The sequence below is a fragment of the Mesorhizobium sp. CA10 genome, from assembly GCF_020165285.1.
Classification (GTDB): Bacteria; Pseudomonadota; Alphaproteobacteria; order Rhizobiales; family Rhizobiaceae; genus Mesorhizobium.
In genome coordinates this window covers 1-24,150 of the sequence record NZ_JAIUHV010000011.1, presented here as the reverse complement: position 1 = coordinate 24,150, position 24,150 = coordinate 1, and the positions used below count along the sequence as shown (strand labels likewise).

The window sequence follows — 24,150 nt, the reverse complement described above, 5'->3', positions numbered from 1 at the left end:
GTGTTCTAATAACCGTAGCCGCGCGCCATCGCCGCGGCGAAAACCGGGATGAGCAGGAAGATAAAGCCCTCGGCGCGGACATAGTTCTTCACCGAGGCCAATTCCGCCGCCGGCACCGCGAAAGACGGATTGCCGCTCGCCTGCCTATTCCAGGAGAGGAAGCGCATAGTCGGCACAATCGACAGCAGGCCGACGATGACGAAGGCCGCCATCTTTGCCCAGAACACCCAATTGTAGACGTAGAATACCCAGCCCTTCAGACCGAAGAACACCCGGCAGATACCGACGATGATGATCAGCGCGGCGATAATGCCGTAGTGGCGGTCGATGCCGACAAGGCGCTTCAGCGTCGCCGCTGCCAAATCGCCGCGCACCAGCACGAACTCGGCGCCGATGATGCCGGCCAGCGAGAACACCACAAGGTGATGCGCGATCGCCAGCAACAGGTCCGTGGTGTCCATGGTTCTTCCTTCGGTCGACTTGCGTTTCCGGGTCGGCTTCGCGCGCAAACTAGCACCGCCGGACGAAAAGCCCATAGCGATGCAGCCGTGCCATGGCCGTTATGGCTGGAAGAGCCAACGCAATGGCCTGGCTCTTGATCGAGCGCGCTGTTTTGCTAAGCGCTGTCGCGTCAATGTAGGGCAATGCCATGAGCATCAAGATGGAAGCCGGCGTGCCGCTTCTCGAAACGGCGCGCACCGTTTTGCGGCCGCACAGGCTGGACGATTTTGAAACCTATGCCGCCATGTGGGCGGAGCCCGCCGTCACCCGTTTCATCGGCGGCAAGCCGCGCACGCGCGAGGAGAGCTGGATGCGCTTCCTGCGCCATGCCGGCCTATGGTCGCTGATCGGCTATGGATTCTGGGCGATCGAGGACAAGGCGACGGGGCGCTTCATCGGCGAGGCCGGCTTCCACGACCTGAAGCGCGAGATCGTGCCGTCTCTCGAAGGCGTGCCGGAGGCCGGCTGGGCGCTGGCCTCGGAGGCGCATGGCCAAGGGCTTGCGAGCGAAGTGGTGGGGCGGATCGTCGCCTGGAGCGATGAAGCGTTCGGACAGGCAAGAACGGTCTGCATCATCGATCCGGAAAACGGCGCTTCGCAGAAGGTGGCCGAAAGGAACGGCTATAGAGAGACTTTGCGGACCACCTATCACGAGAAGCCGACGATCCTGCTGGAACGGCAGGCCGGATCCGTAAGGGAAGCGCTTTCATGAGTTATTGCTAAGCAACGGAAGGATGCTTACGCCGCGTGGTGGCGACATTTGGCGCATAGCATCGACTCACGATGCAAGGGCGCGGAAGAAAAGCCGGCAACATCAATCCGATAGCGCCGCGCGACAGTCTCGTCTCAGCGCCTGGTCTTGGATTTGTTGAGCGCAACGGCCTCGCGGACGAGCGCCTTCAGGGCGTCGGCGTCGATCTTGTCGCCTTCCTTGAAATCGATGGCGCGCCGGGTGTTGCCTTCCAGGCTGGAGTTGAAGAGCTTCTTGGGATCGGGCAGCGCCGCGCCTTTGGCGAAGGTCAGCTTGACGACGGCCTTGTAAGTCTCGCCGGTGCAGATCATGCCCGCATCCTCCCAGACAGGGACGCCGCGCCATTTCCATGTCTCGACGGCTTCGGGCGCCGCCTCCCTGATAAGAGCGCGGAGTCGGGCAAGCGTCTCGCCCCGCCAGTCGCCCAGCTCCTTGATCCGTCCGTCGATCAGTTCGGACGCAGACTTGCCGTCCTGTACGTCGCCTTGTTGCATGTCCGGTTCTCCTCGATGCTGAATAAGAGATCGCCACCATGGCCCTTTCGGGGAGATGGCGCTTGATTTTTCGTGCGCTTACATCCGTTCGCCGGGCAGCCGGCTTGCCTGCTTCACCCAGGAGACGAACTGCTCCTCGTCGATCGGCTCGTTCTCGTGGATGTGGAAATAGCGTGTGTCCTTGCTCTTGGATTCGACAGGCGGCACGGGCTTCAGCGACAGGCCGCGGAAGAACGCCACCTTGATGTATTTGGCGAAGCAATGGATGCCGAGGAACCAGCCTTCGCCTTCCATGCCGTAGAAGGGAGAGTTCCATTTGACAGCCTTTTGCACACCAGGGACGGCCTGCATGATGAGCTGGTCGAGCCGGCGCCCGACCTCGCTCTTCCAGCCCGGCATCGCCGCGATATAGGCCTGCACCGGAGCATCGCCATGGCCCTTGGCGATCTGCGGGTTGCCGCCCGAAAGCAGGACAGGTTTGGCGTCCGCGGATCCGGCAGCCTTCGATTTCGTCTTTGCCATCAGGCCGATCCCGTGCGCTCGCCCGCCGGCTCCCCGCGCCATCTGGCGGCATAGGGCAGCACGAACATATAGAGGCCGCTGAACAGCAGCAGGAAAAGCGGAATCAACGGCGAATAGACGATCCAGGCGGGCGGCGGGCCCATGGCCATGGCAGCGAAATTGGCAATGACGGTGACGGTGAAGATGATCGAAAGCCAGCGGTGAAGCTGCCTGATCCACTTGCTCCAGTTCAATATAACCTCCCTTGCGAATGACGATACGGATCGAGCTCTCTACCAGTGCGCCAGTTGCGAAAGCTGAATGAGGTTGCCACAGGTGTCGTTGAGCTGCGCGATGGTCGCGCCGGTCACCGCGGTCGGCGGCATGGCAAAACTGCCGCCATTGGCCTTGATGCGCGCATGGTCGCTCTTGATGTCGTCGGTGAACAGCATCAGCGCCGGCTGGCCTTGCTTAAAGATGGCCTGCTGATAAGTCTTTGCCGCCGGATTGTCGTTGAGGGCCAGCTGCAGTTCGGTGCCGTCCGGATCGTCAGGCGAGACGACAGTCAGCCAGCGAAACGGCCCATTGGTGAAGTCGGCCTTCTTGGTGAAGCCCAGAATTTCGGTATAGAAGCCAAGAGCCTTATCCTGGTCGTCGACATAGATGCTGGTCAGCTTGATCTTCATTTTGGTGTCTCCATTGCTTACGCCTGCGGTTTGCCGCCCCGCCGGGACCGTGTCTGTCTTTTGAGGCTTCGGCGGACGTCAATCGATCCGCGAAAGTAGCTGCTCCAGGGCCGTGAAGTTGCGTTTCCAGCCCACTGTGGCGCCGCGGTAATACGGCTCCTGGTCGGTGCGGAAGCCGACCTGCTCCATGCGCAAATGCGTGCCCTTGCCCGTCGGGGTGAGCGTCCAGGTGACCACGCTCTCGAGATCCTTGGTGTCCCAGCTGTAGGACAGGGTCCGGTTGGGCTCGACCGTCCGCACCTGGCAGTCGACGCCGCCCCATTCGGCGCTCATGTTGAAGCGATGGTCCACGACCGGCTTGAAGCTATTCTTCATCAGCCACTCCTCGATGAGATGCGGTTGGGTGAGCGCGCGCCAGATCTTTTCTGGCGGAAAAGGTATCTCGCGCTCGACGATGACGGAGCGCGTTGCGGCCTCATTCATTGATCCATCCTTTTGAGCAGGTCTTCCAGATCGTCGAAGCGGCTTTCCCAAAACCCCGCCATGTGGCGCGTCCAGTCCATCAACGGCGCGAGCGCCTTGAGCTGGGCACTGTAATGGGTCTGGCGACCCTCATGGCGGTCGCGCACCAGTCCCGCTTCCTTGAGGACGCCCAGATGCTTCGACACCGCCGGCTGCGACACCCCGGCCTGGGCGGTCAGGGCCCCGACCGTCTGCTCGCCCTGACGGCAGAGGCGTTCGAAGATGGCGCGTCGCGTCGGATCAGCGAGCGTCCTGAACAGCCTGTCATGCGCGGTCGTCATTTTTAACCGATAACCCGTTGGCTATTGATTGACGTATAACCATTGGGATATGCATGAGTCAAGCAGCGAACGAGGACGCGCACCTGAAGCCGCGGCCGTGGGCCGGCACGCCGGTACGGCCGGACGGCACTGAAAAGATGGTTGCTTATGCCGCGTTTGCTGACGGAACGGTCAAATCCCTCAGCAGCGTGGAAAGGTCCGGTTCGTCGATGAGCAGGGCGGCGTCGACCGCCGGAAGCCATGCGCGCTGCCGGTTTGCGGCTTCCTGCCAATCGGCAAGCTCCTCGGCGACCTCGAGCAGATAGACCACAACGTCGACGCGAATGAAGCCGTTGGGCATGCGTTTCCAATAGGAATAGGTGCCGGCAGGCTGCTTCAGCGTCCTGCCGAGCACGCCGGCTTCCTCGCGGGCTTCGATCGTTGCCGCCTTGCGCCCGCTCTTGCCCTTCATCGGCCAGCCTTTTGGCACGATGAAGCGCCGCGTCGTGCGTGAGGTGACCAGCAACACTTCGAGATTGCCGTCTTCTCGCACCCGATATGGAATGGCCGCCACCTGGCGGATGCGTTGGCCTTTCCTGGCTCTGCGGACTGCTTTCTTCTTGGTTGTTGCCATTCCAAATTCCGTCAGAGCAGCATCCCTGCCATACGCTATCCGCGCGGGCAAAAACCTGTCCTCCTGCAAACTCTAGAGCGTTTCACCGTTTCACGGAAACGGCGACCCGCTCCATCTCTTTAGTTTTGACCCAATTCCTGACGGAAAAACGTGTCACACTTTTCCTGGAATTGCTCTAGAACCACCGCCCTTGCAATCCGGCATTTTGCCGGCAAGTAAGTCGGCTAATAAACTGAAAAAAACAAAATGTCAGCGGCAAACCCTGGAAATCGTGTTGCCGACCGCTTCCATCCGGCATGTCTTGTCAAATACCGGCACATCGGGCTGGCTCCTGGGCGGGGCCGGCCGGTCGAGCTCGCGATAGATTTGCTGCTGCTGCTGGTATTGCTGCCGCTGCAAGCGGTTCTGCAACTGCTGCAGCTCATTCTGCTGCACCAATGCATTGCGGTTCGTCGGGATGACGATCTGCGCATAAGACGGCGCAATCAGATAAACCGAGGCCGCCAGCACTGCGCCTGCAAGAACAGCCAGACTGTGACGAAGCATCCGCGCGGCTCCCATACAAAAAACCATGCATTTCATATAATGCGGGCAGCCAATAACGCCATGGGTAACCGCGAAACGTGATGCGGCTCACCGACGCCGGGCGATTGGCTATGCCGGGACGCCGGCGCTGGAGATCGGGGCCGACATCCCGGTCAGCGCCATCGCCAGTTCCCGCATCTGCGGAAAGGCCGGCGTCGAGTTCTCCACCAAGCAGTGGATCGAGAGGCATTTCGCCGCCGCCGAGAATCTGCCCGGCAATCCGGCATTGCACTTGACGGAAGCCATCGATTCGCCCCTGTATCGGGTCGGCGCCGGGCTGGAGCTCGATGGCGTCAACGGCGTCGGGTTGCCGTCAGGTACGACGACGCCTTTGGGCAAACGGTCAAGCAGAATGCGGTCAGCGTGTCTCTGAAGGTCAGCTTTTAGCTGACGCGGGCGGCGGCTAAGAAGGGATCTCATGAGGACGAAATACGCGTATCTCGCGGCGATGCTGGCAGCCGCCTGCATTGCCGGTGTGCCGGCAGCGGGAGTTGCCGCGCAGAACAAGGCCGACAAGGTGGCGCCCGCGGCCGCTCAGTCAGGCGACGCAGCGGCCAAGCCGCAGCTGCCGGGCGGCGCCTCGGCGCTGTCGGAGACGCATGGCGACTGGACGGTCAACTGCCAGGTCACCGGCACCAACAAGGTCTGCAGCCTGTCGCATCAGCAGTTCAACAAGCAGAGCGGCCAGCGGCTGCTGGCGATCGAATTGACAACCAAGACCGGTCAGGACGCCGCCGGCACGCTGGCGCTGCCCTTCGGGCTTGCCTTGGCCAACGGGATCTCGTTCGAAATTGACGACAAGAAGCTGGATGGCACGTTGCAGTTCAACACCTGCCAGGCGGTAGGTTGCCTGGTACCGGTGACGTTCGACGCCAATATCACGCCGTTGCTGCAGAACGGCACCACGCTGAAGGTCAACGCCACGGCGGCCGACACTGCGCAGCCGATTTCCTTCACCATCTCGCTCAACGGCTTCGGCAGCGCGCTGGCGCGGACGGCGGACCTGTCGGCGGACTAGGTTGTCGAAGACCGGCCGGCTGAACGCTTCGTCATCCACGGGCGGAGCAAGGAGCGAAGCGACGCGCGCAGACCCGAGGATCCATTCCTTGACATAGGAGCGCTGCTCACGGTGCAGAATTCTGCGCCGCTGCGCTCTACAATCCAGGTAACGGAATGGATCCCAGGGTCTCCGCGACGCCGCTTCGCGGCTGCTCCGCCCAGGGATGACGAAGTTGGAAGGTTTCGGCCAACCAGCACGGCTTGCCTCAGCTACTCAACCTCGCGCAAACGATACCCCACTCCCGTCTCGGTGATGATGTAGCGCGGTTGGTCCGGCGTCTTCTCGATCTTCTGCCGCAGCTGACGCACATAGACCCTGAGATACTGGATGTCGGTCGAGTCGTTCCATATCTGCTTCATCAGGAACTGATGCGTCAGCACCTTGCCGGCATATTGCACGAGCATGCGCAGGATGTCGTATTCCTTGGGCGACAGTTTCACTTCCTTGTCCTCGATCTTGACGATGCGCTTCACAAGGTCGACCGAAAGTTCGCCGGTATGGAACACTGGCTTCTCGCCCTGTTGCTGGAATTTGTGGCGCAGCGCCACGCGGATGCGCGCGACCAGCTCGTTCATGCCGAAGGGCTTGGTCACGTAGTCATCGGCGCCGAGCTCGAGCGCTGCGACGATACCGGCCTCGTCGGTGCGGCTGGAGAGGATGACGACCGGAACATCGAGCCCGTCGCTTCGCCATTTGTCGAGCAGCTCGAGGCCGGTCATGCCGGGCAGGCCGAGATCGAGCAGGATAAGGTCGGGCTGTTCCGCCTGTATGAGTTCGAGGGCCGCCTTGGCATTCGGCGCCTCGGAAACCGCATAGCCCTGGCTGCCGAGGCCGACGCGCAGCAATTTGCGGATCGGCGGCTCGTCGTCGACGACCAGGATGGAGACGGTCTGATTTGTCATGCCGCATCATCCGTAAGGGGTGCGTCGAGCGCCGGCAACTCAGCCGGCACCGGCATGCGGATGGTGAAGATCGCGCCGGGACGGTCGGTGCGGTTGGCCGCGGCGACCGTGCCGCCCATCGCCTCGATGAAGCCGCGGCTGATCGACAGTCCGAGACCTGTGCCGGCGCGCACCTGGTCGCGCTTGCGCACGCGGTAGAAGGTGTCGAATATCCGCTCAAGGTCGTCAGGCGGGATGCCCGGTCCCTCATCCATCACCTGCAGGATGACGGCGCCGCTGTCCACCCAGGCCTGCAGCCGGATGGCCGAGCCGGGCAAGGCGTATTTGGCGGCGTTGTCGAGCAGGTTGAACAATGCCTGCTCGAACAGCACGGGATCGAGCCGCAGCATCGGCAGGTCGGCCGGGATGTCGGTCTCTATTTTGTGCTCGGCGGTGATCTTCTGCGCCCGGTTCAGCGCCGAGCCGACGACATCGCCGACATAATGGAGCGCATAATTCGGCTCCATCGCGCCCGACTCGATCCTGGTCATGTCGAGCAGATTGGCGATGAAGCGGTTCAGCCGCTCGGACTCGCTGACGACGGTCGCCAGAAGCTCCGCGCGATCCTGTTCCGGCAGCGCCGGCGCGAATTCCTTCAGCGTGCCGGCCGCGCCCATGATCGCGGCAAGCGGCGTCTTGAGATCATGCGAGATCGAGGTGAGCAGCGCCGAGCGCAGCCGGTCGGCTTCAGCCGCAAGTCTGGCGCGGTCGACGTCGGCGACGAGCTGGACGCGTTCGATGGCGACGGCGGCCTGGTCGGCCAAGGCGTCGAGCAAACGTTGCTGCTCGGGCGTCAGTAGCGGACCCTGCTTGTCGTTGTCGAGGCCGACGACGCCGATCGCTGTCCGGCCCGTCCGCAAAGGAAGATAAAGGCGCTTTGCTCCCGGCAGAGTGTCGGCGCCGCGGCCGGCCGGCCGATTGTGCTCCCAGGCCCAGCGGGCGGCGGCGATATCGGCTTCGGCCAAGGTGTCGTCCGGCGGATAGCCCGCTTTCACGGTGATGGTGCCGTTTTCCGGCAAAAGCAGCACGACGCGGACCTTCAGCATCGAAGCGATCTGGAAGGCGGTGGCCCATAAGACGTCGTCGAGCGTGCCGGCGCCGGCGAGCTTCCTGGAAAAGGAATAGATGTCCCCGGTGGCGCGCGCCCGCGAGCGGGCGACGACGGCCTGGCGCTGCACGCGTGCCGTCAGATTGCTGGCGATCACGGCCACCACGAGGAAAACGGTAAAGGCAACGATGCTCTCCGGCTCCCTGATCGTCAGCGTGTAGCGCGGCTCGAGAAAGAAGAAATTGAAGGCAAGCGCGCTGAGGAAACAGGCATAGAGCGCCGGCCAGAGCCCGAACGTCACGGCCGAGGTCAGCACGGCCAGAAGCAGGACGCTGGCGAGATTGCGCACGTCGAGGAACTGGTCGAGGATCGAGCTGACGGCCAGCGCGCCGGCGACATAGGCCGTCGAGAACAAATAGGGCCAGATCTGGAAAGGCTTCTGCTCGGGCGCGGCCTTCACCCGCGCCGACGGCGCGTCGCCATCGCGCCCGGCGCCAGAAATGACATGGACGCTGATGTCGCCGGCATTGCGGATCAGGTCATAGGTGAGCGAGCCCTCGATCAGCTCGCGCCAGCGCGAGCGGGTCGGCCGGCCGACGACGATATGGGTGAAGTTGTTCGCCGTCGCGTGACGCACGATGTCCTGGGCGACATTCTGGCCGGGAATGGTGGCGATCTCGGCGCCGAGCTGCTCGGCGAGACGCAGGTTCCTGGCCAGGCGGTCCTTGTCTTCCTCGGACAGTCCGGCGAGCCGCGGCGTGTCGACATGCAGCGCCGTCCAGGGCGCGCGCAGCCGGTCGGCGAGCCTGCGTGCGTAGCGGATGCGGACCGCTCCGCCAGGCTGCGAGTCGACGCAGACGAGCACCCGCTCGCCGGCGGCCCAAGGTCCCGGAATGGCGTGCGACTGCATGTGGTTGAGCAGTTGCTCGTCGACGCGCTGGGCCGTGCGGCGTAGCGCCAGCTCGCGCAGCGCCGTCAGATTGCCCGGCGAAAAATAATTCTCGATCGCGCGCTGCGCGGTGTTGGGGACATAGACCTTGCCCTCCTGCAGACGCTTGAGCAGGTCGTCGGGGGTGAGATCGATGATCTCGATGTCGTCGGCCTCGTCGATGACGGAATCGGGAACCGTCTCGCGCACCCTGACCCGGGTGATCTGGGCGACGACGTCGTTCAGGCTTTCGACATGCTGGATGTTGAGCGTGGTGTTGACGTCGATGCCTTGCGCCAGGATCTCCTGGACGTCGAGATAGCGTTTGGGATGCCGGCTGCCGGGCGCGTTGGTGTGGGCAAGCTCGTCGACCAGGACGAGTGCGGGGCGCCGCTTCAGGACGGCGTCGATGTCCATCTCGTCGAGGGTCTGGCCGCGATAGTCGACCAGGCGGCGCGGGATCACCTCATAGCCGTCGACCAAGGCCTGCGTTTCCTTGCGGCCGTGGGTCTCGACGATGCCGATCACGACGTCGATGCCGTCGGCGCGGCGCGCGCGGCCGGCCATCAACATCTCGTAGGTCTTGCCGACGCCGGGCGCGGCGCCCAGAAATATGCGCAGGCGGCCACGGCCCTCGCGCTCGGCATGCTCCAGCAGCGCGTCGGGGGAGGGTCGGTTCTTGGGGTCGGTCCTGTCGTCCGGCATCAGGTCCAATCATGAATTGCGCCGGGGATCGTGTCGACCCCGGGCGCGGGCGGGCTATTTCAGGTCGTCCAGCGCCAGGTTCAGCACCAGCACGTTGACCGCCGGCTCGCCGAGGACGCCAAGCTCGCGCTCCTCGACATGGCCGTCGACGAGCGCCTTCACCTTGGCCTCGTCGACGCCGCGGGCCTTGGCGACGCGCGGCACCTGGAAATAGGCGGCGTCCGGGCTGATGTCGGGATCGAGACCGCTGCCCGAGGTGGTGACGAGGTTCATCGGCACCGGCGCATTCGGGTTTTCGGCCTTGAGCTTCTCGGCGTCGCCCTTGACGCGCTCGATGAGCTTGGGATTGGTCGGGCCGAGATTCGAGCCGCCGGAGGCGGCGGCGTCGTAGCCTTCACCGGCTGCCGACGGCCGGCCGTGGAAATAGCGGTCGCCGGCGAAAGCCTGGCCGATCAGGCTAGAGCCGATGACCTTGCCGTCTTTTTCGACAAGGCTGCCATTGGCCTGGTTCGGAAACAGCGCCTGGGCGATGCCGGTCATGCCGATCGGATAGATGAGGCCGGTCAGCACCGTGAAGAAGACGATCATGACCAAAGCGGGTCTGAGTTGCTTGAGCATCGCGGAAATCCCTATGCGAGGCCGAGGGCCGTGACGATCAGGTCGATCGCCTTGATGCCGACGAACGGCACGACGATGCCGCCGAGGCCGTAGATGAGCAGGTTGCGAGTGAGCAGCGAACCGGCGCCGATGGCTCGGTATTTCACGCCCTTCAGCGACAGCGGGATCAGCGCGATAATGATCAGCGCGTTGAAGATGATGGCCGACAGGATGGCGCTCTGCGGCGTCGCCAGATGCATGATGTTGAGCGCCTGCAGCGGACCGGTGGACTGGCCGGGCGCGACGTAGAAGACCGCGAACATCGCCGGGATGATGGCGAAATACTTGGCCACGTCGTTGGCGATCGAGAAGGTGGTCAGCGAACCGCGCGTCATCAGCAGCGCCTTGCCGATCTCGACGATCTCGATCAGCTTGGTGGGATCGCTGTCGAGGTCGACCATGTTGCCGGCCTCGCGCGCGGCGACGGTGCCGGTGTTCATGGCGACGCCGACATCGGCCTGGGCCAGCGCCGGCGCGTCATTGGTGCCGTCGCCGCACATGGCGACCAGCTTGCCCTTGGCCTGCTCCTCGCGGATCAGCGACAGCTTGTTTTCCGGCGTTGCCTGGGCGAGGAAGTCGTCGACGCCGGCTTCGGCGGCAATTGCCGCGGCGGTGAGCGGATTATCGCCGGTTATCATCACCGTGCGGATGCCCATCTTGCGCAGCTCCGCGAAACGCTCGCGGATGCCGCCCTTGACGATGTCCTTGAGATGGACGACGCCGAGCAGGCGGCCGTCGCGCTCGACCGCCAGCGGCGTGCCGCCGGCCTTGGCGATCTCGTCGGCGATCGCCTGCAGGTCGCGGATCGTTTCGGTCGTCGGGCGCGCTCCGTGGGTGGCAACCGTCGACCGGTTCACATGACTGAGCACCGCATCGACCGCGCCCTTGCGCACCGACGAGCCGTCGATGTCGACGCCGCTCATGCGGGTCTGCGCGGTGAATGGCACGAAGGTCGCGTGCAAGGTTGCCATGTCGCGGGCGCGGATGGCGTATTTCTCCTTGGCCAGCACGACGATCGAGCGGCCTTCCGGGGTCTCGTCGGCCAGCGATGCAAGCTGGGCCGCGTCGGCCAGCTCCTGCTCGGTGACGCCCTTGACCGGGCGGAACTCGGTGGCCTGGCGGTTGCCGAGCGTGATGGTGCCGGTCTTGTCGAGCAGCAGCGTGTCGACGTCGCCGGCGGCCTCGACGGCGCGGCCGGACATGGCAAGAACGTTGAAGCGCACCAGGCGGTCCATGCCGGCGATGCCGATGGCCGACAGCAGCGCGCCGATCGTGGTCGGGATCAGCGTCACGAACAGCGCGACGAGGATCGTCACCGGGATATAGCCGCCCGAGTAGGAGGCGAAGCTCGGGATGGTCGCGGTCGCCAGCACGAAGATCAGCGTCATGCCGACGAGCAGGATGTTGAGCGCGATCTCGTTCGGCGTCTTCTGGCGCTCGGCACCCTCGACCAGCGAGATCATGCGGTCGAGGAAGGTGTGGCCCGAGGCGGCGGAGATGCGCACGCGGATCCAGTCGGAAAGCACCTGCGTGCCGCCGGTGACGGCGGAGCGGTCGCCGCCGGATTCGCGGATGACGGGAGCGGATTCCCCGGTGATCGCCGCCTCGTTGACCGAGGCAACGCCTTCGATCACCTCACCGTCGGAAGGGATGATGTCGCCGGCTTCGACCAGCACGACGTCGCCGACCTTCAGGCTGGTGCCGGGAACCAGCTTGAATTTCGAGCGGTCCTCGCCGTTGGTGAGCAGCTTGGCCTGGGTCTCGGTGCGCGCCTTGCGCAGCGAGTCGGCCTGTGCCTTGCCGCGGCCTTCGGCGACGGCCTCGGCGAAATTGGCGAACAGCACGGTGAACCAGAGCCAGATGATGATCTGCAGCGTGAAACCGAAATCGCCGCCGCCGGCGATCAGGTCGCGGATGAAAAGCACGGTGGTGAGAGCTGAGACGACCGCGACGACGAACATCACCGGGTTCCTGGCCAGCGTGCGGGGATCAAGCTTGCGGAAGGCGCCGCCGAGGGCTGGCACCAGAATGCGCGCATCCATGATAACAGCGGATTTGGACTGGCTCATTTTTGCGTTCCGGTATCGGTTATGTTGGACGGCGCCGGGTGTTCGCTCTTCGGGAGCAGGTGCGGCAGGCCGGTGGCCAGCAGCCACAGCACGAACAGCGCGGCCGCCATGCCGAGAAAGGTTGAAAGCGTCGGGAAAGGACGAGGCTTCTCGTCCCTTCCGTCGTCAGGCGCTCCGTCACCGGTCGGGGGACGGTCGTTGCGTCGTATGTCGTTGAAGCGGGGCATGGTCACCTCAGAAGGTCTGTCCATGAATCATCGCCAGATGCTCGACGATCGGACCGACGGCGAGCGACGGGAAGAAGGTGAGGCCGCCGACGATGACGATAACGCCCACCAGGAGGCCGACGAACAGCGTGCCGTCGGTCGGGAAAGTGCCGGCGGAGGCGGGCACGGTCTTCTTGGCGGCCAGCGAGCCGGCGATGGCCAGAGCCGGGATGATGACCAGGAAGCGGCCCATCAGTATGCCGATGCCGATGGTGATGTTGTACCAGGGCGTGTTGCCGGTGAGGCCGCCGAAGGCCGAGCCGTTGTTCGCGGCGGCTGAGGTGTAGGCATAAAGCACCTCGGTGAAGCCATGCGGGCCGCCATTGGCCATCGAGGCCACGGCGCCCGGCAGGACCATGGCGATGGCCGTGAAGATCAGCATCGCCAGCGGCAGGCACAGGATCGTCAGCATCGCCATCTTGACCTCCTTGGCCTCTATCTTCTTGCCGAGATATTCGGGCGTGCGGCCGACCATCAGGCCGGCGACGAAGACGGCGAGGACGACGAACATCAGGATGCCGTAAAAGCCGGCGCCGACACCGCCGACGATGACTTCGCCGAGCTGCATGTTGATCAGCGGGATCATGCCGCCGAGCGCGGTGAAGCTATCATGCATGGCGTTGACCGCACCGCAGGAGGCGGCCGTGGTGATCACGGCGAAGAGAGCCGACAAGGCGATGCCGAAGCGCGTCTCCTTGCCTTCCATGTTGCCGCCGTCGACGCCGAGCGCATGGACGAGCGGGTTGCCGGCGGCTTCCGCCCAGTAGCAGACGGCAACGCCAACGACGAACAGCACGCCCATCGAGGCAAGGATCGCCCAGCCCTGGCGCTCACTGCCGACCATGCGGCCGAAGACGTTGGTGAGACCGGCGCTGAGCGCGAAGATCGACAGCATCTGGATCAGGTTGGAGATCGCGCCCGGGTTCTCGAACGGATGCGCCGAGTTGGCATTGAAGAAGCCGCCGCCATTGGTGCCGAGCATCTTGATGGCGAGCTGCGAGGCCACCGGGCCAAGCGCGATCGTCTGCTTGGCGCCTTCCAGCGTGGTGGCGTCGACATAGGCGCCGAGCGTCTGCGGTACGCCCAGCCAGACATAGGCAATCGTCAGCACAATGCAGATCGGCAGGAGCACGTAGAGCATGCAGCGGGTGAGATCGACCCAGAAATTGCCGATCGACTTTGCGGAAGCGCGGGCAAAGCCGCGGATCAAGGCAATGGCGATGGCAATGCCGGTGGCGGCCGAGACGAAATTCTGAACGGTGAGGCCGGCCATCTGCACGAGGTAGGACATCGTGCTTTCGCCGCCGTAGTTCTGCCAATTGGTATTGGTGATGAAGCTGGCGGCGGTGTTGAAAGCAAGCTCAGGGTCGACCGCGGTCATCCCGGCCGGATTGTACGGCAGCATGCCCTGCAGCCGCTGCAGCGCATAAAGAACGAGGAAGCCGGCGAGGTTGAAGAGCAGCATGCCAGCCGCGTAGACGGTCCAATGCTGTTCTTCCTTTTCGCTCGTCCCTGCGAGGCGATAGAGCCCGCGCTCGATCGGCACGAGCAGCGGCGACAGCACGGTGCGGTCGCCGCTGAAGACGCGGTGCATATAGAAGCCGAGCGGCTTCACGAGCAAAGCCAAGATCCCGCAATAGACGAGGATCTGTATCCAGCCATTTACAGTCATGATGGGCTCTCCGCGTGCCGGTCAGAAACGCTCTGGGCGGATGAGCGCATAGGTAAGGTAGGCAAGCAGGAACAAGGTCACCGCGCCGCCGAGGATGTAGTCGAAAAGCATGGTACGGTCCCTTGCTCAGATTCTGTCGCAGGCTTTGACGTAGGCTAAGGACAAGGCGAAGAATAAAATCCCGATCCCGAGAACTATGAGGTCCATGGCAGGCGTTCCTTGTTTTCCACCTTGCGCCTCCGGCTCGCAGTGGCGGGCTCAAACCTGTACGCGGACGCTCGTCGCCTTGTCGGCGACGGCGGTTCGCAGGTGTTTTTCGAAGGAAAATATGGACCCGATCGCCATAAAGGTTCGAGACGGATCGGGTGGGAAAGATATAGGAATTCTATAGGGGTTTTGACTCGGCGCGCTTTGGGCGCAGGAGCGCGCTATGCGTTTCCGGAGTTCCGTCTGGCCGCGAAAATCCGCCTGTAGCTATACAAAAAAGGGAACGAAGAAAATGCTCGACATCGCACCATCGCAACAGGCGGCAACCTGGTTCGGCTCATTCGGCCGAGCGCTCGAGGCCGGCGATATCGAGGCGGCGACGAACCTCTTTGCGCAGGATTGCTACTGGCGCGATCTCTTGACCTTCACCTGGAATATCAAGACCATGGAGGGGCAGGCGGCGATCCGCGAAATGCTCAAGGCCACGCTCCACTTGGCGCAGCCCTCGCACTGGCGGCTGTCCGGAGAGCCCAGCGTCGACGACGGCACCGTCGAGGCCTGGTTCACATTCGAGACGACGGTGGCTCGCGGCGAGGGAATCCTGCGGCTCAAGGATGGCCGCTGCCGCACGCTGTTCACGGCGATGAGCGAGCTCAAGGGGTTCGAGGAACGGAAGGGGCCGGCGCGGCCGCTCGGCATCCGCCACAAGGCCGACCCGAACCGCGAGACCTGGGCGGAAGCACGGGCACGCGAGGCGCGCGATCTCGGCGTGCATGAGCAGCCCTATTGCCTGGTGATCGGCGGCGGGCAGGGCGGCATCATGCTCGGCGCCCGGCTGCGCCAGCTCGGCGTCCCTACGCTCATCATCGAGAAAAATGCGCGCGCCGGCGATTCCTGGCGCAACCGCTACCGCTCGCTCGTGCTCCACGATCCCGTCTGGTACGATCATCTGCCCTACATTCCGTTCCCGGAAAACTGGCCGGTCTTCACGCCCAAGGACAAGATGGGCGACTGGCTGGAGATGTATACCCGCGTCATGGAGCTGAACTACTGGGTCGCCACCAAATGCATCAGCGCCGCCTATGACGAAGCCGAGAAGATCTGGACCGTGGTGGTCGACCGGGTCGGCCAGCGCGTCACGCTGAAGCCCAAGCACATCGTCTTCGCCACCGGCGCCTATGGGCCGCCGCGGCGGATCGAATTGCCGGGCGCCGACAGCTTCAAGGGCGAGCTTCTGCATTCCAGCCAATATTCCACCGGCGAGAAGTTTCGCGGCAAGCGCGTGGCGGTGATAGGTGCTGCAAGCTCAGGCCACGATGTCAGCGTCGATCTGTGGGAAGCGGGCGCCAAGGTCACCATGGTGCAGCGCTCGCCGACGACGGTGGTGAAGTCCGACACGCTGATGGATATCGGCTTCGAGATCTTCTCGGAAAAGGCGCTGGCGCGCGGCATCACCACCGACAAGGCCGACATGATCGTCGCCTCAACGCCCTTCGCGCTGGTGCCGAAGGGCCAGCGGGCCATTTATGATGTGATCCGGGCGCGCGACGAGGATTTCTACCAGCGCCTCAGCAACAGCGGCTTCGCCATCGACTTCGGCGAGGACGAGACAGGACTGTTGATGAAAGCCTATCGGACAGGCTCCGGCTACTACATCGATGTCGGCGCCTGCGAGCTGATCCTGAACGGCGAGATCAAGGTGAAAAGCGGCGTCGGCATCAAGTCGCTGACGCCGGACGGCATCCTATTTAAGGACGGCAGCGAGCTCGCCGTCGACGCAATCGTCTGCTGCACCGGCTATCAGTCGATGAACGAGACGGTAGCGGGAATCGTCTCGCGCGAGGTCGCCGACAAGGTCGGCCCGTGCTGGGGCCTTGGCTCCGGCGTGAAGGGCGATCCGGGTCCATGGCAGGGCGAATTGCGCAACATGTGGAAGCCGACGGCGCAGGAAGCGCTATGGTTCCACGGCGGCAATCTGGCGCTGTCGAGATTCTACTCGAAATATGTGGCGCTGCAGCTCAAGGCGCGGATGGAAGGGATCGCGACGCTGGTTTACGGCGAGCCGAGCAACGCTGAGTAAGATCGACCCCCACTCCGTCGAGCTTCGCTCGACATCTCTCCCCCGATCGACGGGGGAGAGGAAGGCGCTGTCCGAACCGGATAGATAGGTAACAGAATGGACCGATTAGATGGGTGACAGTTTTCTTGTCCGCCGGAGGACCGGCGATGGTTTGGCGAGAAACTGGCATCATGGACGAGCGGCTTCGATTTGTTGTGGAGTGCCTTTCGGGCGAGGAGACGATGACGCAGCTTTGCGCGGCCTTCGATATCTCGCGCAAGACCGGCTACAAATGGCTTGGTCGCTACCGAGAGCATGGCCCGGAAGGTTTGCATGATCTGCCGCGGGCGCCGCTCAACCATGGCCGGGCTACGGCCTTTGATTTGGTTGAGCGGATTGTGGCGGCGAAGGAGGCGCATCCGCTGTGGGGGCCGAAGAAGATCATGGCCAGGCTGAGGCGGAGCGATCCCTCATGCGGCTGGCCGGCGGTTTCGACAGCGGGCGAGATCCTGAAGCGGCATGGTCTCGTGGGACGCCGGCGCCGGCGCTGGAAAGCGGCGGGCAACGGCCCATGGCCGGAGCCCGAGGGACCGAACGCGGTGTGGACAGGAGATCACAAGGGCTGGTTCCGGACCCGTGACGGCTGGCGCTGCGAGCCGCTGACGGTGATGGATGCCTCGAGCCGCTATCTGCTGGGGCTCGAGGCGACGGGCTCGACGGCCGATGAAGAGGCCTGGCCAGTGTTTGAGCGGCTGTTTGAGGAGAATGGCCTGCCGGATCGGTTCAGAAGCGACAACGGCCCACCATTTGCGTCGGCCGGCATCAGCGGGCTGACGCCGCTTGCGGTGCGCTTCATCAAGCTCGGCATCGCCCTGGAGCGCATCCAGCCGGGCAAGCCGCAGCAGAACGGGCGCCATGAGCGTTTCCATCTGAGCATGCTGCCGATGGCCTCGGCGCCCGAAGCCGACAGGGCGGCTCAAGCCCAGGCCTTCGAGGTCTTCCGGCGCAGCTACAATGAGGAGCGTCCGCACGAGGCGCTTGGCATGGACACGCCGGCACAGCACTACCGTCCATCAACCCGACCCATGCCCAAGACGATACCCGAACCGGACTACCCCGCCGAGGCGGCGGTGCGCAGCGTGCGCCAGAACGGCGAGATCAAGTGGAACGGCGACTTCATCTACATCTCGAAGACCCTGGCCGGGGAAGCGGTTGCCGCGACCGAGACCGAGGAGGGTGAATGGGCCCTCCACTTCTATGCCCACCGGCTCGGCTTCATCGACGGTCGACACAAGAAACTGGTCCGCCGCAGTGCCGTTCAACCCCGACCAGACGGCACCGCGGCGGACAACAACTTAGGGGGAAAACTGTAACCCATGTATCCGGTTCAAAGTGTTACCCATCTATCGGCTGGACAGCGCGCACTTATTCCAGCTGGCTCCCTTCCTCTCCCTCCGGAGGGGGGAGAGGTGGCGCTGCGAAGCAGCGACGGAGTGGGGGAAGCCATTCGTCAAACGCGCCGCCGCCGCAATCCTGCCGGCCATCTCCCCTCAAGGAGAGATCAGCTAATCATACCCCCGCCCAAAATGCCTCGCCGCCACATCCACATGCGTATGTTGCGCATGGGCCTCGAAGTGCTCCGTCTCGTTGTAATCCGTCGTTTCGTTCGGCCACCATTTGCCGCCGATGACGATGCCGTTGGAGACCAACCGCTGGTCCGCGACCAGTGACGCTCCAACAGCATCGACGAAGGTGAAGCGGCCGGGCTGCAGCTTCAACACGGCGACGTCGCCGGTGCCGCCGGCCTTCAGCGTGCCGAGTTCCGGCCTTGCGATCGCCTCCGCCGGCCGCTGCGTCGCCGCGCGCAGCACCTCGACCAACGGCATGCCGAGCGCCATGAGCTTCGACATGCACACCAATATGTCGAAGGCGGGACCGTCGACGCAGTAGAGATGCACGTCGCTGGAGATGACGTCGGGCGCGAGGCCTTCGGCAAGCATCGTCTTCGCCACCTCGAAGTCGAAGGAACCCATGCCGTGGCCGATGTCGAAGATGACGCCGCGCTCGCGCGCCAGCCGCATGTCCGGCCGCACCGCTCCGGAGGCGAAGACCGGCGCGTTGGGGAAAGGCCGGAAGCAATGGGTGAGAATGTCGCCGCGGCGCAGCCTGGGCAGCACTTCCGAGCGGCCGGGCGGCGGCTCGTCGATATGCGTCATCAGCGGCAGGCCGGCCTTGTCGGCGGCTTCGAGCGCGAGGTCGACAGGCGCGATGCCGCTCGAGCCGCCGGCATGCTTGCCGGAACGGACCTTGACGCCGACGACGACATCGGCGTGCTCGCGCACCGCCGCCACCGTCTCGCGCGGCTCGCAAAGCCTGAGATCGCCGCATTCGCCGACGGATACGGTTTTGGCGAAGCCAAATATGCCGGCAAAGGAGATGTTGACGTAAGCGAGGATGCGGACCTTCGAGCGCTCGATGACATGGCGGCGGAAGCCGAGGAAATTGCCGGCGCGGCGCTGCCGGCATCGACGAAAGTGGTGGTGCCGCTCTTGGCGGCGAGCCGGTCGGCGTCGACGCCGAGCGAGGTGCCGCCCCAATAGACGTGGCTGTGCAGGTCGATCAGGCCGGGCGTGACGATGCAATCCCTGGCATCGACGACTCCACTCGCCGCCTCGGCATTGATGGCGGCGTCGATCGCGGTGACGCGGCCATCGGCAATGGCAACATCGCGTGGCGCGTCCAGGCCCGATGCGGGATCGATGAGGCGCCCGCCCTTGATCAGGAGATCGAACTGCATCGGTGCCCTCGCTTTGTTTGTTCGTTTCACGCAATTCCGGACGGAAGGCTACGGCGAAGTCGCCGAACTAACCGCTAAGCACTTTTCCTGGAATTGCTTCAACCGATCCGACCGGGCGATCAGACCGGCCGATAGGCGACGGCTTCGACCTCGATCTTGATGTCGATCATCAGGCGCGATTCGACCGTGGTTCGCGCCGGCGGATCCTTCGGGAAATGTTTTGCATAAACGGTGTTGAATGTGCCGAAATCGCGCGCGTCCGCCAGCCAGACGGTGGTCTTCACCACATCGTCCATGGTGCAGCCGGCGAGCGCCAGGGCCGCTTTGACGTTCTGCAGCACCTGCTCGGCCTGCTCGGCGATGCCGCCCTTGATCACGAGCCCGTCGCTGCCCACCGGCACTTGACCGGAAATATAGACGAAATCGCCAGCGCGGACGGCGGGCGAGAGCGGAACGTGGGATTTCCCAAAGCACTGCTTAGACAAGGGGAGCCTCCTTCAATCGACGACGGGAACCGGGGTTACATAGCCGTCTACGCCTGTCGGCACGATCCTCCTAGAGCCAATGTCGGAAAGCAACATTCTTTCGAAATCCATGTTGCTTTATTACAGAACCCTGAGCATCTTGCGCTCGACGCCGCTTGAAATCGGCCGCGCATATGAGGGAGATCGGCATGACCTTCGACAAGAATCCGTTTCCGGAAGGCGATGCCGACCGCTACGCGTTGTGGGAAATGCTGGTGCGGCGCGACATCGACGCCTTCCTCGGTCAGGACTGGTCGATGGTCGAGGACGATTTCATTGCGGAAAGCTTCTTCGGCATGCATGCGCATTTCCTTGCCAACGCAGATGCCTGGCGGCTGCAGTTCCCCCGGCTGGACGTCTATCGCGACGAATGGCTGCGGCAGGCCGAGGAAACCGCGGCGACGAAATTCGCCGAGCCGCTGCGCGAAGCGCTGTTTCGCGTCACCAACCTGCGTGACATCGACGTCGACGGCGATCGCGCGGTGCTGCACAAGAAGTTCGACGGCTCGGTCGCCAAGGCCGACGGCGGCGTCGACCGGCTCAAATGGCAGACGCTCTACTTCTGCCGCAAGGTGGGCGGACGCTGGAAGATTGCCGGCTTTGTCGGCTATATGCCGCATCCGCTGGGCAGCTAGCAAGGACTATCGGTCGCCGCCTGCGTTGGCAAATCGTTCCATTGTGGAGCTCAGCCGAAGCGCCAGTTGGCTCGTCATTCTAGGGCGAAGCAAGGAGCGAAGCGACGCGCGCAGACCCTGGAATCCATTCCGTGACGACTGTCGAAGAGCGGGATGGTCCAGAATATCATCGCAACGGCGCAACCCCGAGTGAAGTTCTGCACCGCTGCGACACTTCGAAGTCGCGGAATGGATCCTCGGGTCTGCGCGCGTCGCTTCGCTCCTTGCTCCGCCCGTGGATGACGACGTTAGGGAGGCTTCAGCCGACGAGCTCGCTAGGACAGAAGCGGCAACCGCTCATCGGGCGAGCGGTGGTCGAACACGACGCCCATGGTCTTACCAACGGCGGCCATGACGATCAGTTCGATGAGATGGTCGTCACTGTCCTGGCAAGCCGGGTCGGATCGGCGTATGGCGTCGAGCATCGCCCGGGTCGAGATGGTATCGCCGGCGCGAAATTTCGAAAGAGCAGATGAAACAAGGTCTTGCACCGTCGGATCTATGACGGGCACTTCCGCAGCGACGTTCATCGGCCTCCTCCTGCCATGAACCCTCCCGCAAAAGATGATACGCCAACGGTTGGAATGTGCCAGCAAAATGGTGGTCCGACCAGTGTGGCTGGCGACAGCCTGCCGTGAGATGTGGACACCTGCTGGCTAACGGCAGCGTAAGCTCGACGCACCGCGCTCGGGTTGATAAGCCCGTCGCGCGCAGGGAGACGATCCGAGTCGAAATATGACCGTTGCAATCGAGATGGGGCAGACGAGCGCAGGCGCGTCGGCGGCCCTCGACCTTGAGGAGTTGCTGGCGACCCGCCTGCTGGTGCAGGGCAATTCGGGCTCGGGAAAGTCGCATCTGCTGCGCCGTCTTCTGGAGCAGAGCGCGCCCTGGGTGCAGCAGACCATCATCGACCCCGAAGGCGACTTCGTGTCTCTGGGTGAACGCTTTGGCCATCTGGTGATCGACGCGGAGGAACATACCGAGCGCGGCCTGCAGGCGGCTGGCGAGCGGGCGCGCATCCACCGCGTCTCGACGGTGCTCAACCTCGAAGGGCTCGATGCCGAGAACCAGATGCGGCGGGCCGCGGCCTTCCTCGGCGGGCTGTTCGAGGTCGCGCGCGACCATTGGTACCCAATGCTCGTGGTCGTCGACGAGGCGCAGCTCTTCGCGCCCGCCGCCGCCGGCGAGGTTTCGGACGAGGCACGCAAGCTCTCGCTGGGCGCCATGACCAATCTGATGTGCCGCGGCCGCAAGCGCGGGCTTGCCGGCATCATCGCCACGCAGCGGCTGGCGAAGCTCGCCAAGAACGTCGCGGCGGAAGCCTCCAACTTCCTGATGGGCCGGACCTTCCTCGACATCGACATGGCGCGCGCCGCCGACCTGCTCGGCATGGAACGGCGCCAGGCCGAAGCTTTCCGCGACCTGGAGCGCGGGCATTTCATGGCGCTCGGTCCTGCCTTGTCGCGCCGTCCGCTCGGCGTGCGCATCGGCCAGACCGAAACCAGCCCGCGCAACGGCACGCCGCGGCTGATGCCGATGCCGGGAGCCGCGCTCGAAGATGCGCGCGCGATCATTCTTGCCGCGCCGCCGCCGGAGACGGTCAGGCCGCAGCGCCGGCCTTCGCCCGACCTGCTCGACCAATTGATGGCGGCCAAGGCCGCGCCGCTGGACATCCGCCCCGAGCCGATGGAACCGCAGCCAAGCGCCGAGGACCTAGCAGAGCGGCGCGAGCGGATGGACCGCATACTGCGCGCCATCCTGGCGGAGCCGGATGCGGGGTTCCGCGTCATCGGCGTGCTCTACCAGGAGTTCGTGGTCCGCTGCCGCATCGAGGGCCTCGCTTCGGTCGTGCCCGACCTTTCGGAGTTCCGCCGCATGCTGACGCGCGCCCGCGCCGGCGTCGGCTCCGACATGGCCGAGGACGACGCCTGGCGCGACGTTTCCGTGCGCGCCTCGCTGCTGCCCGAAGACATGCAGGGCGTTTTCATGATGATCGCGCGCGCCGCCAAGGAAGGCTGGCCTTGCCCGAGCGACGCGGCGATCGCGCGGGCTTACGGTTCGCATTCGCTGCGCCGCGCGCGCCGGCTGCTCGATTATATCGAGGAGCAGGGCCTCGTCGTCTGCCAGGTCGACGGAGCCGGCCGGCGCACGGTGACGCTGGTCGAACTCGCCTGGGCGACGGCGCCGGGCGACCCGAACGCCGTGGAGCAGGACAGCCTGGCTGGCTGACATCGGAAGACGCTGGCGACCGCGCTCTGGCAGCCTTTGCGCCATTGGTTGACGGCGAGCCTGCTTTGTCGGTGGCACGCAGCACTACATGTACCGATAAAATTTCCAACAGAAATGCCAGCGACCGAGCGATGGCGAAGTCAACGCTGCGCCATCAAATGGCGCTGCGCCGAAACGGACTCGGGCCGTGCACTTTAAGTCTTTGTTTTGTGCATATCATTCCCTCCAAATCGCAGCCCACTTTGGGAGACACAGGCATCAATCGATGGGGTGGCGGATTTGTTAAATGTTTAATGAATCGTTAACATTACGCGGGGATATATATTCCGTTATGGTTTCCAAATCGTAAAAAGCTAATATACCTGAATATAGGTATGCTTGTCCCGCGATTGCGGCGACCGAGGGGGGCACGCCAGCTAGGAACGTTTTGGGGCACGAGTGCGCAAACGCGCTCTGGGGTGGGGTTTTGTCTCTCGGCGAGAGAAGTCTTTACGTTCAATCAGAGTGGCTTGGTCCTGACCAACCGCCGCGGGCGGAAGCATCCGCTTGCGTCGTCCGCACCAGGATCAGCAGTAACCGTTGGGGCGAACGCCTTCCTCGTTCGCAAGGGGATCACAGGGGATAATCGGCTATGGCAACTACAACAACGACTTCGGGCTCGACCGTCACGTTTTCGAATTCGGGGGCAGCAGCCAATCTGACGCAATCCGGCACAGAAGACGGCGGCCTTCAGTTCACCTTCGACGTCCTCGCGGCAAGCGGTGGCGGCGCCAAGACGACGATCTATTCGGTGGATGACGGCATCAAGAACGATGACGGAGGGGCCAGCATCACAGTCACGAACAAGGCCTTCGCGGACTATAACAAGGATCTCCTAATACAGGATCAAGCGGGAATTCAATTCGCCGAAACCAGCACAAATGGCGCGAAATTCTGGATCGGAAGTGACAACAAGATTCATTACGACGCGACTGGGTTGAGTGGGCAGATCAACGCACTTGCGGCCGGACAGACATTCATCGATACGATTCAGTACACCATCAAGATGTCAAATGGCACGCTCAGCGTGGGTACGCTGTCAGTGGTGATCACCGGCGCCAACGATGCGCCGACGGTGTCGGCGGCGGTCACCTCGACGGCCTCGGAAGACGCCGCCGCCTACACGATCGACCTGCTCACCAACGCCGCCGATGTCGATCACGACGCGGTGCTGCACATCGCCAATCTGACCGCTCCGCTGCCGGCCGGGCTGACGCTCGATGCCGACGGCCACACGCTGCACATCGCTCCGAACGCCTATGATGCGCTCAAGCAGGGCGAGAACGCGGTGCTCAACCTGAGCTACGACGTGGTCGACGAGCACGGCGCGTCGGTGGCGCA

26 protein-coding genes and 1 pseudogene are annotated in these 24,150 nt (G+C 63.8%); 7 read left to right on the top strand and 20 right to left on the bottom strand.

Features of this window, described 5'->3' with window-relative positions; genetic code table 11:
• Positions 1–5: 5 nt before the first annotated feature.
• Positions 6–461: a DUF2214 family protein gene (locus tag LB535_RS21605; protein WP_224633623.1), complete on the bottom strand. Its 456-nt coding sequence runs from the start codon at positions 459–461 to the stop codon at positions 6–8.
• Positions 462–649: 188 nt separating this feature from the next.
• Here LB535_RS21605 and LB535_RS21600 point away from each other — a divergent pair, with 188 nt between their 5' ends.
• Complete coding sequence (locus LB535_RS21600) at positions 650–1,213, top strand: GNAT family N-acetyltransferase (protein ID WP_224633622.1); 564 nt, start codon at positions 650–652, stop codon at positions 1,211–1,213.
• A 134-nt stretch (positions 1,214–1,347) separates the two neighbouring features.
• Here LB535_RS21600 and LB535_RS21595 read toward each other — a convergent pair whose 3' ends face one another.
• The 9 genes from LB535_RS21595 to LB535_RS21555 all read right to left on the bottom strand — a co-directional run bounded on the left by LB535_RS21595 (position 1,348) and on the right by LB535_RS21555 (position 5,180).
• Entirely contained in the window at positions 1,348–1,746 is a 399-nt protein-coding gene (locus LB535_RS21595) for a DUF1801 domain-containing protein (RefSeq protein WP_224532207.1), read from the bottom strand.
• A gap of 78 nt (positions 1,747–1,824) precedes the next feature.
• The gene (locus LB535_RS21590) at positions 1,825–2,268 is read right to left on the bottom strand and encodes a DUF1801 domain-containing protein (RefSeq protein WP_224532206.1); all 444 of its coding nucleotides are present in this window, start codon (positions 2,266–2,268) and stop codon (positions 1,825–1,827) included.
• Positions 2,268–2,501, bottom strand: coding sequence for a hypothetical protein (locus tag LB535_RS21585; protein ID WP_095769283.1), 234 nt, complete (start codon positions 2,499–2,501; stop codon positions 2,268–2,270). Before LB535_RS21585 ends, LB535_RS21590 begins: the two co-directional genes overlap by 1 nt.
• Positions 2,502–2,540: 39 nt before the next feature.
• Complete coding sequence (locus tag LB535_RS21580) at positions 2,541–2,933, bottom strand: VOC family protein (protein WP_224633621.1); 393 nt, start codon at positions 2,931–2,933, stop codon at positions 2,541–2,543.
• Between the two features lie 78 nt (positions 2,934–3,011).
• Positions 3,012–3,416 carry an SRPBCC domain-containing protein gene (locus tag LB535_RS21575; protein ID WP_095769285.1) on the bottom strand — a complete coding sequence of 135 codons (405 nt, stop codon included), beginning with the start codon at positions 3,414–3,416 and terminating at the stop codon, positions 3,012–3,014.
• Positions 3,413–3,736, bottom strand: coding sequence for an ArsR/SmtB family transcription factor (locus tag LB535_RS21570; RefSeq protein WP_224633620.1), 324 nt, complete (start codon positions 3,734–3,736; stop codon positions 3,413–3,415). Before LB535_RS21570 ends, LB535_RS21575 begins: the two co-directional genes overlap by 4 nt.
• Before the next feature lie 145 nt (positions 3,737–3,881).
• Complete coding sequence (locus LB535_RS21565; RefSeq protein ID WP_224532205.1) at positions 3,882–4,349, bottom strand: NUDIX hydrolase; 468 nt, start codon at positions 4,347–4,349, stop codon at positions 3,882–3,884.
• 249 nt (positions 4,350–4,598) lie between these two features.
• Positions 4,599–4,895 carry a hypothetical protein gene (locus LB535_RS21560; protein WP_095769288.1) on the bottom strand — a complete coding sequence of 99 codons (297 nt, stop codon included), beginning with the start codon at positions 4,893–4,895 and terminating at the stop codon, positions 4,599–4,601.
• A gap of 108 nt (positions 4,896–5,003) precedes the next feature.
• The gene (locus LB535_RS21555) at positions 5,004–5,180 is read right to left on the bottom strand and encodes a hypothetical protein (RefSeq protein ID WP_224548010.1); all 177 of its coding nucleotides are present in this window, start codon (positions 5,178–5,180) and stop codon (positions 5,004–5,006) included.
• Positions 5,181–5,352: 172 nt separating this feature from the next.
• Between LB535_RS21555 and LB535_RS21550 the strand changes: the two genes are divergently transcribed.
• Positions 5,353–5,952 carry an invasion associated locus B family protein gene (locus LB535_RS21550; protein ID WP_140688351.1) on the top strand — a complete coding sequence of 200 codons (600 nt, stop codon included), beginning with the start codon at positions 5,353–5,355 and terminating at the stop codon, positions 5,950–5,952.
• 251 nt (positions 5,953–6,203) lie between these two features.
• On the opposite strand, the gene LB535_RS21545 is transcribed toward LB535_RS21550, so the two are convergent.
• Genes LB535_RS21545 through LB535_RS21515 form a run of 7 tightly spaced genes read right to left on the bottom strand, consistent with a single transcriptional unit; the run spans position 6,204 to position 14,391 of the window.
• Positions 6,204–6,896, bottom strand: coding sequence for a response regulator transcription factor (locus tag LB535_RS21545; RefSeq protein WP_224633619.1), 693 nt, complete (start codon positions 6,894–6,896; stop codon positions 6,204–6,206).
• A complete protein-coding gene (locus LB535_RS21540; protein ID WP_224633618.1) occupies positions 6,893–9,616 on the bottom strand; it encodes a sensor histidine kinase in 2,724 nt (907 codons plus the stop codon). The genes LB535_RS21545 and LB535_RS21540 overlap by 4 nt, the downstream gene beginning before the upstream one ends.
• Positions 9,617–9,670: 54 nt before the next feature.
• Positions 9,671–10,234: a potassium-transporting ATPase subunit KdpC gene (gene kdpC / locus LB535_RS21535; RefSeq protein WP_224633617.1), complete on the bottom strand. Its 564-nt coding sequence runs from the start codon at positions 10,232–10,234 to the stop codon at positions 9,671–9,673.
• Positions 10,235–10,245: 11 nt separating this feature from the next.
• Positions 10,246–12,342 (bottom strand): potassium-transporting ATPase subunit KdpB, encoded by a 2,097-nt coding sequence (kdpB, locus tag LB535_RS21530; protein WP_224633616.1) that lies wholly within the window; start codon positions 12,340–12,342, stop codon positions 10,246–10,248.
• Positions 12,339–12,569: a hypothetical protein gene (locus LB535_RS21525; RefSeq protein WP_224633615.1), complete on the bottom strand. Its 231-nt coding sequence runs from the start codon at positions 12,567–12,569 to the stop codon at positions 12,339–12,341. Before LB535_RS21525 ends, kdpB begins: the two co-directional genes overlap by 4 nt.
• A 7-nt stretch (positions 12,570–12,576) precedes the next feature.
• Complete coding sequence (gene kdpA / locus LB535_RS21520) at positions 12,577–14,280, bottom strand: potassium-transporting ATPase subunit KdpA (RefSeq protein WP_224633614.1); 1,704 nt, start codon at positions 14,278–14,280, stop codon at positions 12,577–12,579.
• 21 nt (positions 14,281–14,301) lie between these two features.
• A complete protein-coding gene (locus tag LB535_RS21515) occupies positions 14,302–14,391 on the bottom strand; it encodes a K(+)-transporting ATPase subunit F (protein WP_036257910.1) in 90 nt (29 codons plus the stop codon).
• A 388-nt stretch (positions 14,392–14,779) separates the two neighbouring features.
• Between LB535_RS21515 and LB535_RS21510 the strand changes: the two genes are divergently transcribed.
• Entirely contained in the window at positions 14,780–16,567 is a 1,788-nt protein-coding gene (locus LB535_RS21510) for an NAD(P)/FAD-dependent oxidoreductase (protein ID WP_224633613.1), read from the top strand.
• 146 nt (positions 16,568–16,713) lie between these two features.
• Positions 16,714–17,919 carry a helix-turn-helix domain-containing protein gene (locus tag LB535_RS21505; protein WP_224633757.1) on the top strand — a complete coding sequence of 402 codons (1,206 nt, stop codon included), beginning with the start codon at positions 16,714–16,716 and terminating at the stop codon, positions 17,917–17,919.
• 192 nt (positions 17,920–18,111) lie between these two features.
• On the opposite strand, the pseudogene LB535_RS21500 reads toward LB535_RS21505, so the two are convergent.
• Positions 18,112–19,343: pseudogene (locus LB535_RS21500) on the bottom strand (amidohydrolase/deacetylase family metallohydrolase).
• A gap of 119 nt (positions 19,344–19,462) precedes the next feature.
• On the bottom strand, positions 19,463–19,828 hold the full coding sequence (locus LB535_RS21495; protein WP_224633612.1) for a RidA family protein: 366 nt from the start codon (positions 19,826–19,828) through the stop codon (positions 19,463–19,465).
• Between the two features lie 188 nt (positions 19,829–20,016).
• On the opposite strand from LB535_RS21495, the gene LB535_RS21490 reads away from it, so the two are divergent.
• Entirely contained in the window at positions 20,017–20,502 is a 486-nt protein-coding gene (locus tag LB535_RS21490; protein WP_224633611.1) for a hypothetical protein, read from the top strand.
• A 314-nt stretch (positions 20,503–20,816) separates the two neighbouring features.
• On the opposite strand, the gene LB535_RS21485 is transcribed toward LB535_RS21490, so the two are convergent.
• Positions 20,817–21,071: a hypothetical protein gene (locus tag LB535_RS21485; protein WP_224630332.1), complete on the bottom strand. Its 255-nt coding sequence runs from the start codon at positions 21,069–21,071 to the stop codon at positions 20,817–20,819.
• A 205-nt stretch (positions 21,072–21,276) separates the two neighbouring features.
• Between LB535_RS21485 and LB535_RS21480 the strand changes: the two genes are divergently transcribed.
• Together LB535_RS21480 and LB535_RS21475 are read left to right on the top strand one after the other, a co-directional pair.
• Positions 21,277–22,770, top strand: coding sequence for an ATP-binding protein (locus tag LB535_RS21480; protein ID WP_224633610.1), 1,494 nt, complete (start codon positions 21,277–21,279; stop codon positions 22,768–22,770).
• A gap of 631 nt (positions 22,771–23,401) precedes the next feature.
• The coding region (locus tag LB535_RS21475; protein ID WP_224633609.1) for a cadherin-like domain-containing protein at positions 23,402–24,150 on the top strand (749 nt) is incomplete at its 3' end.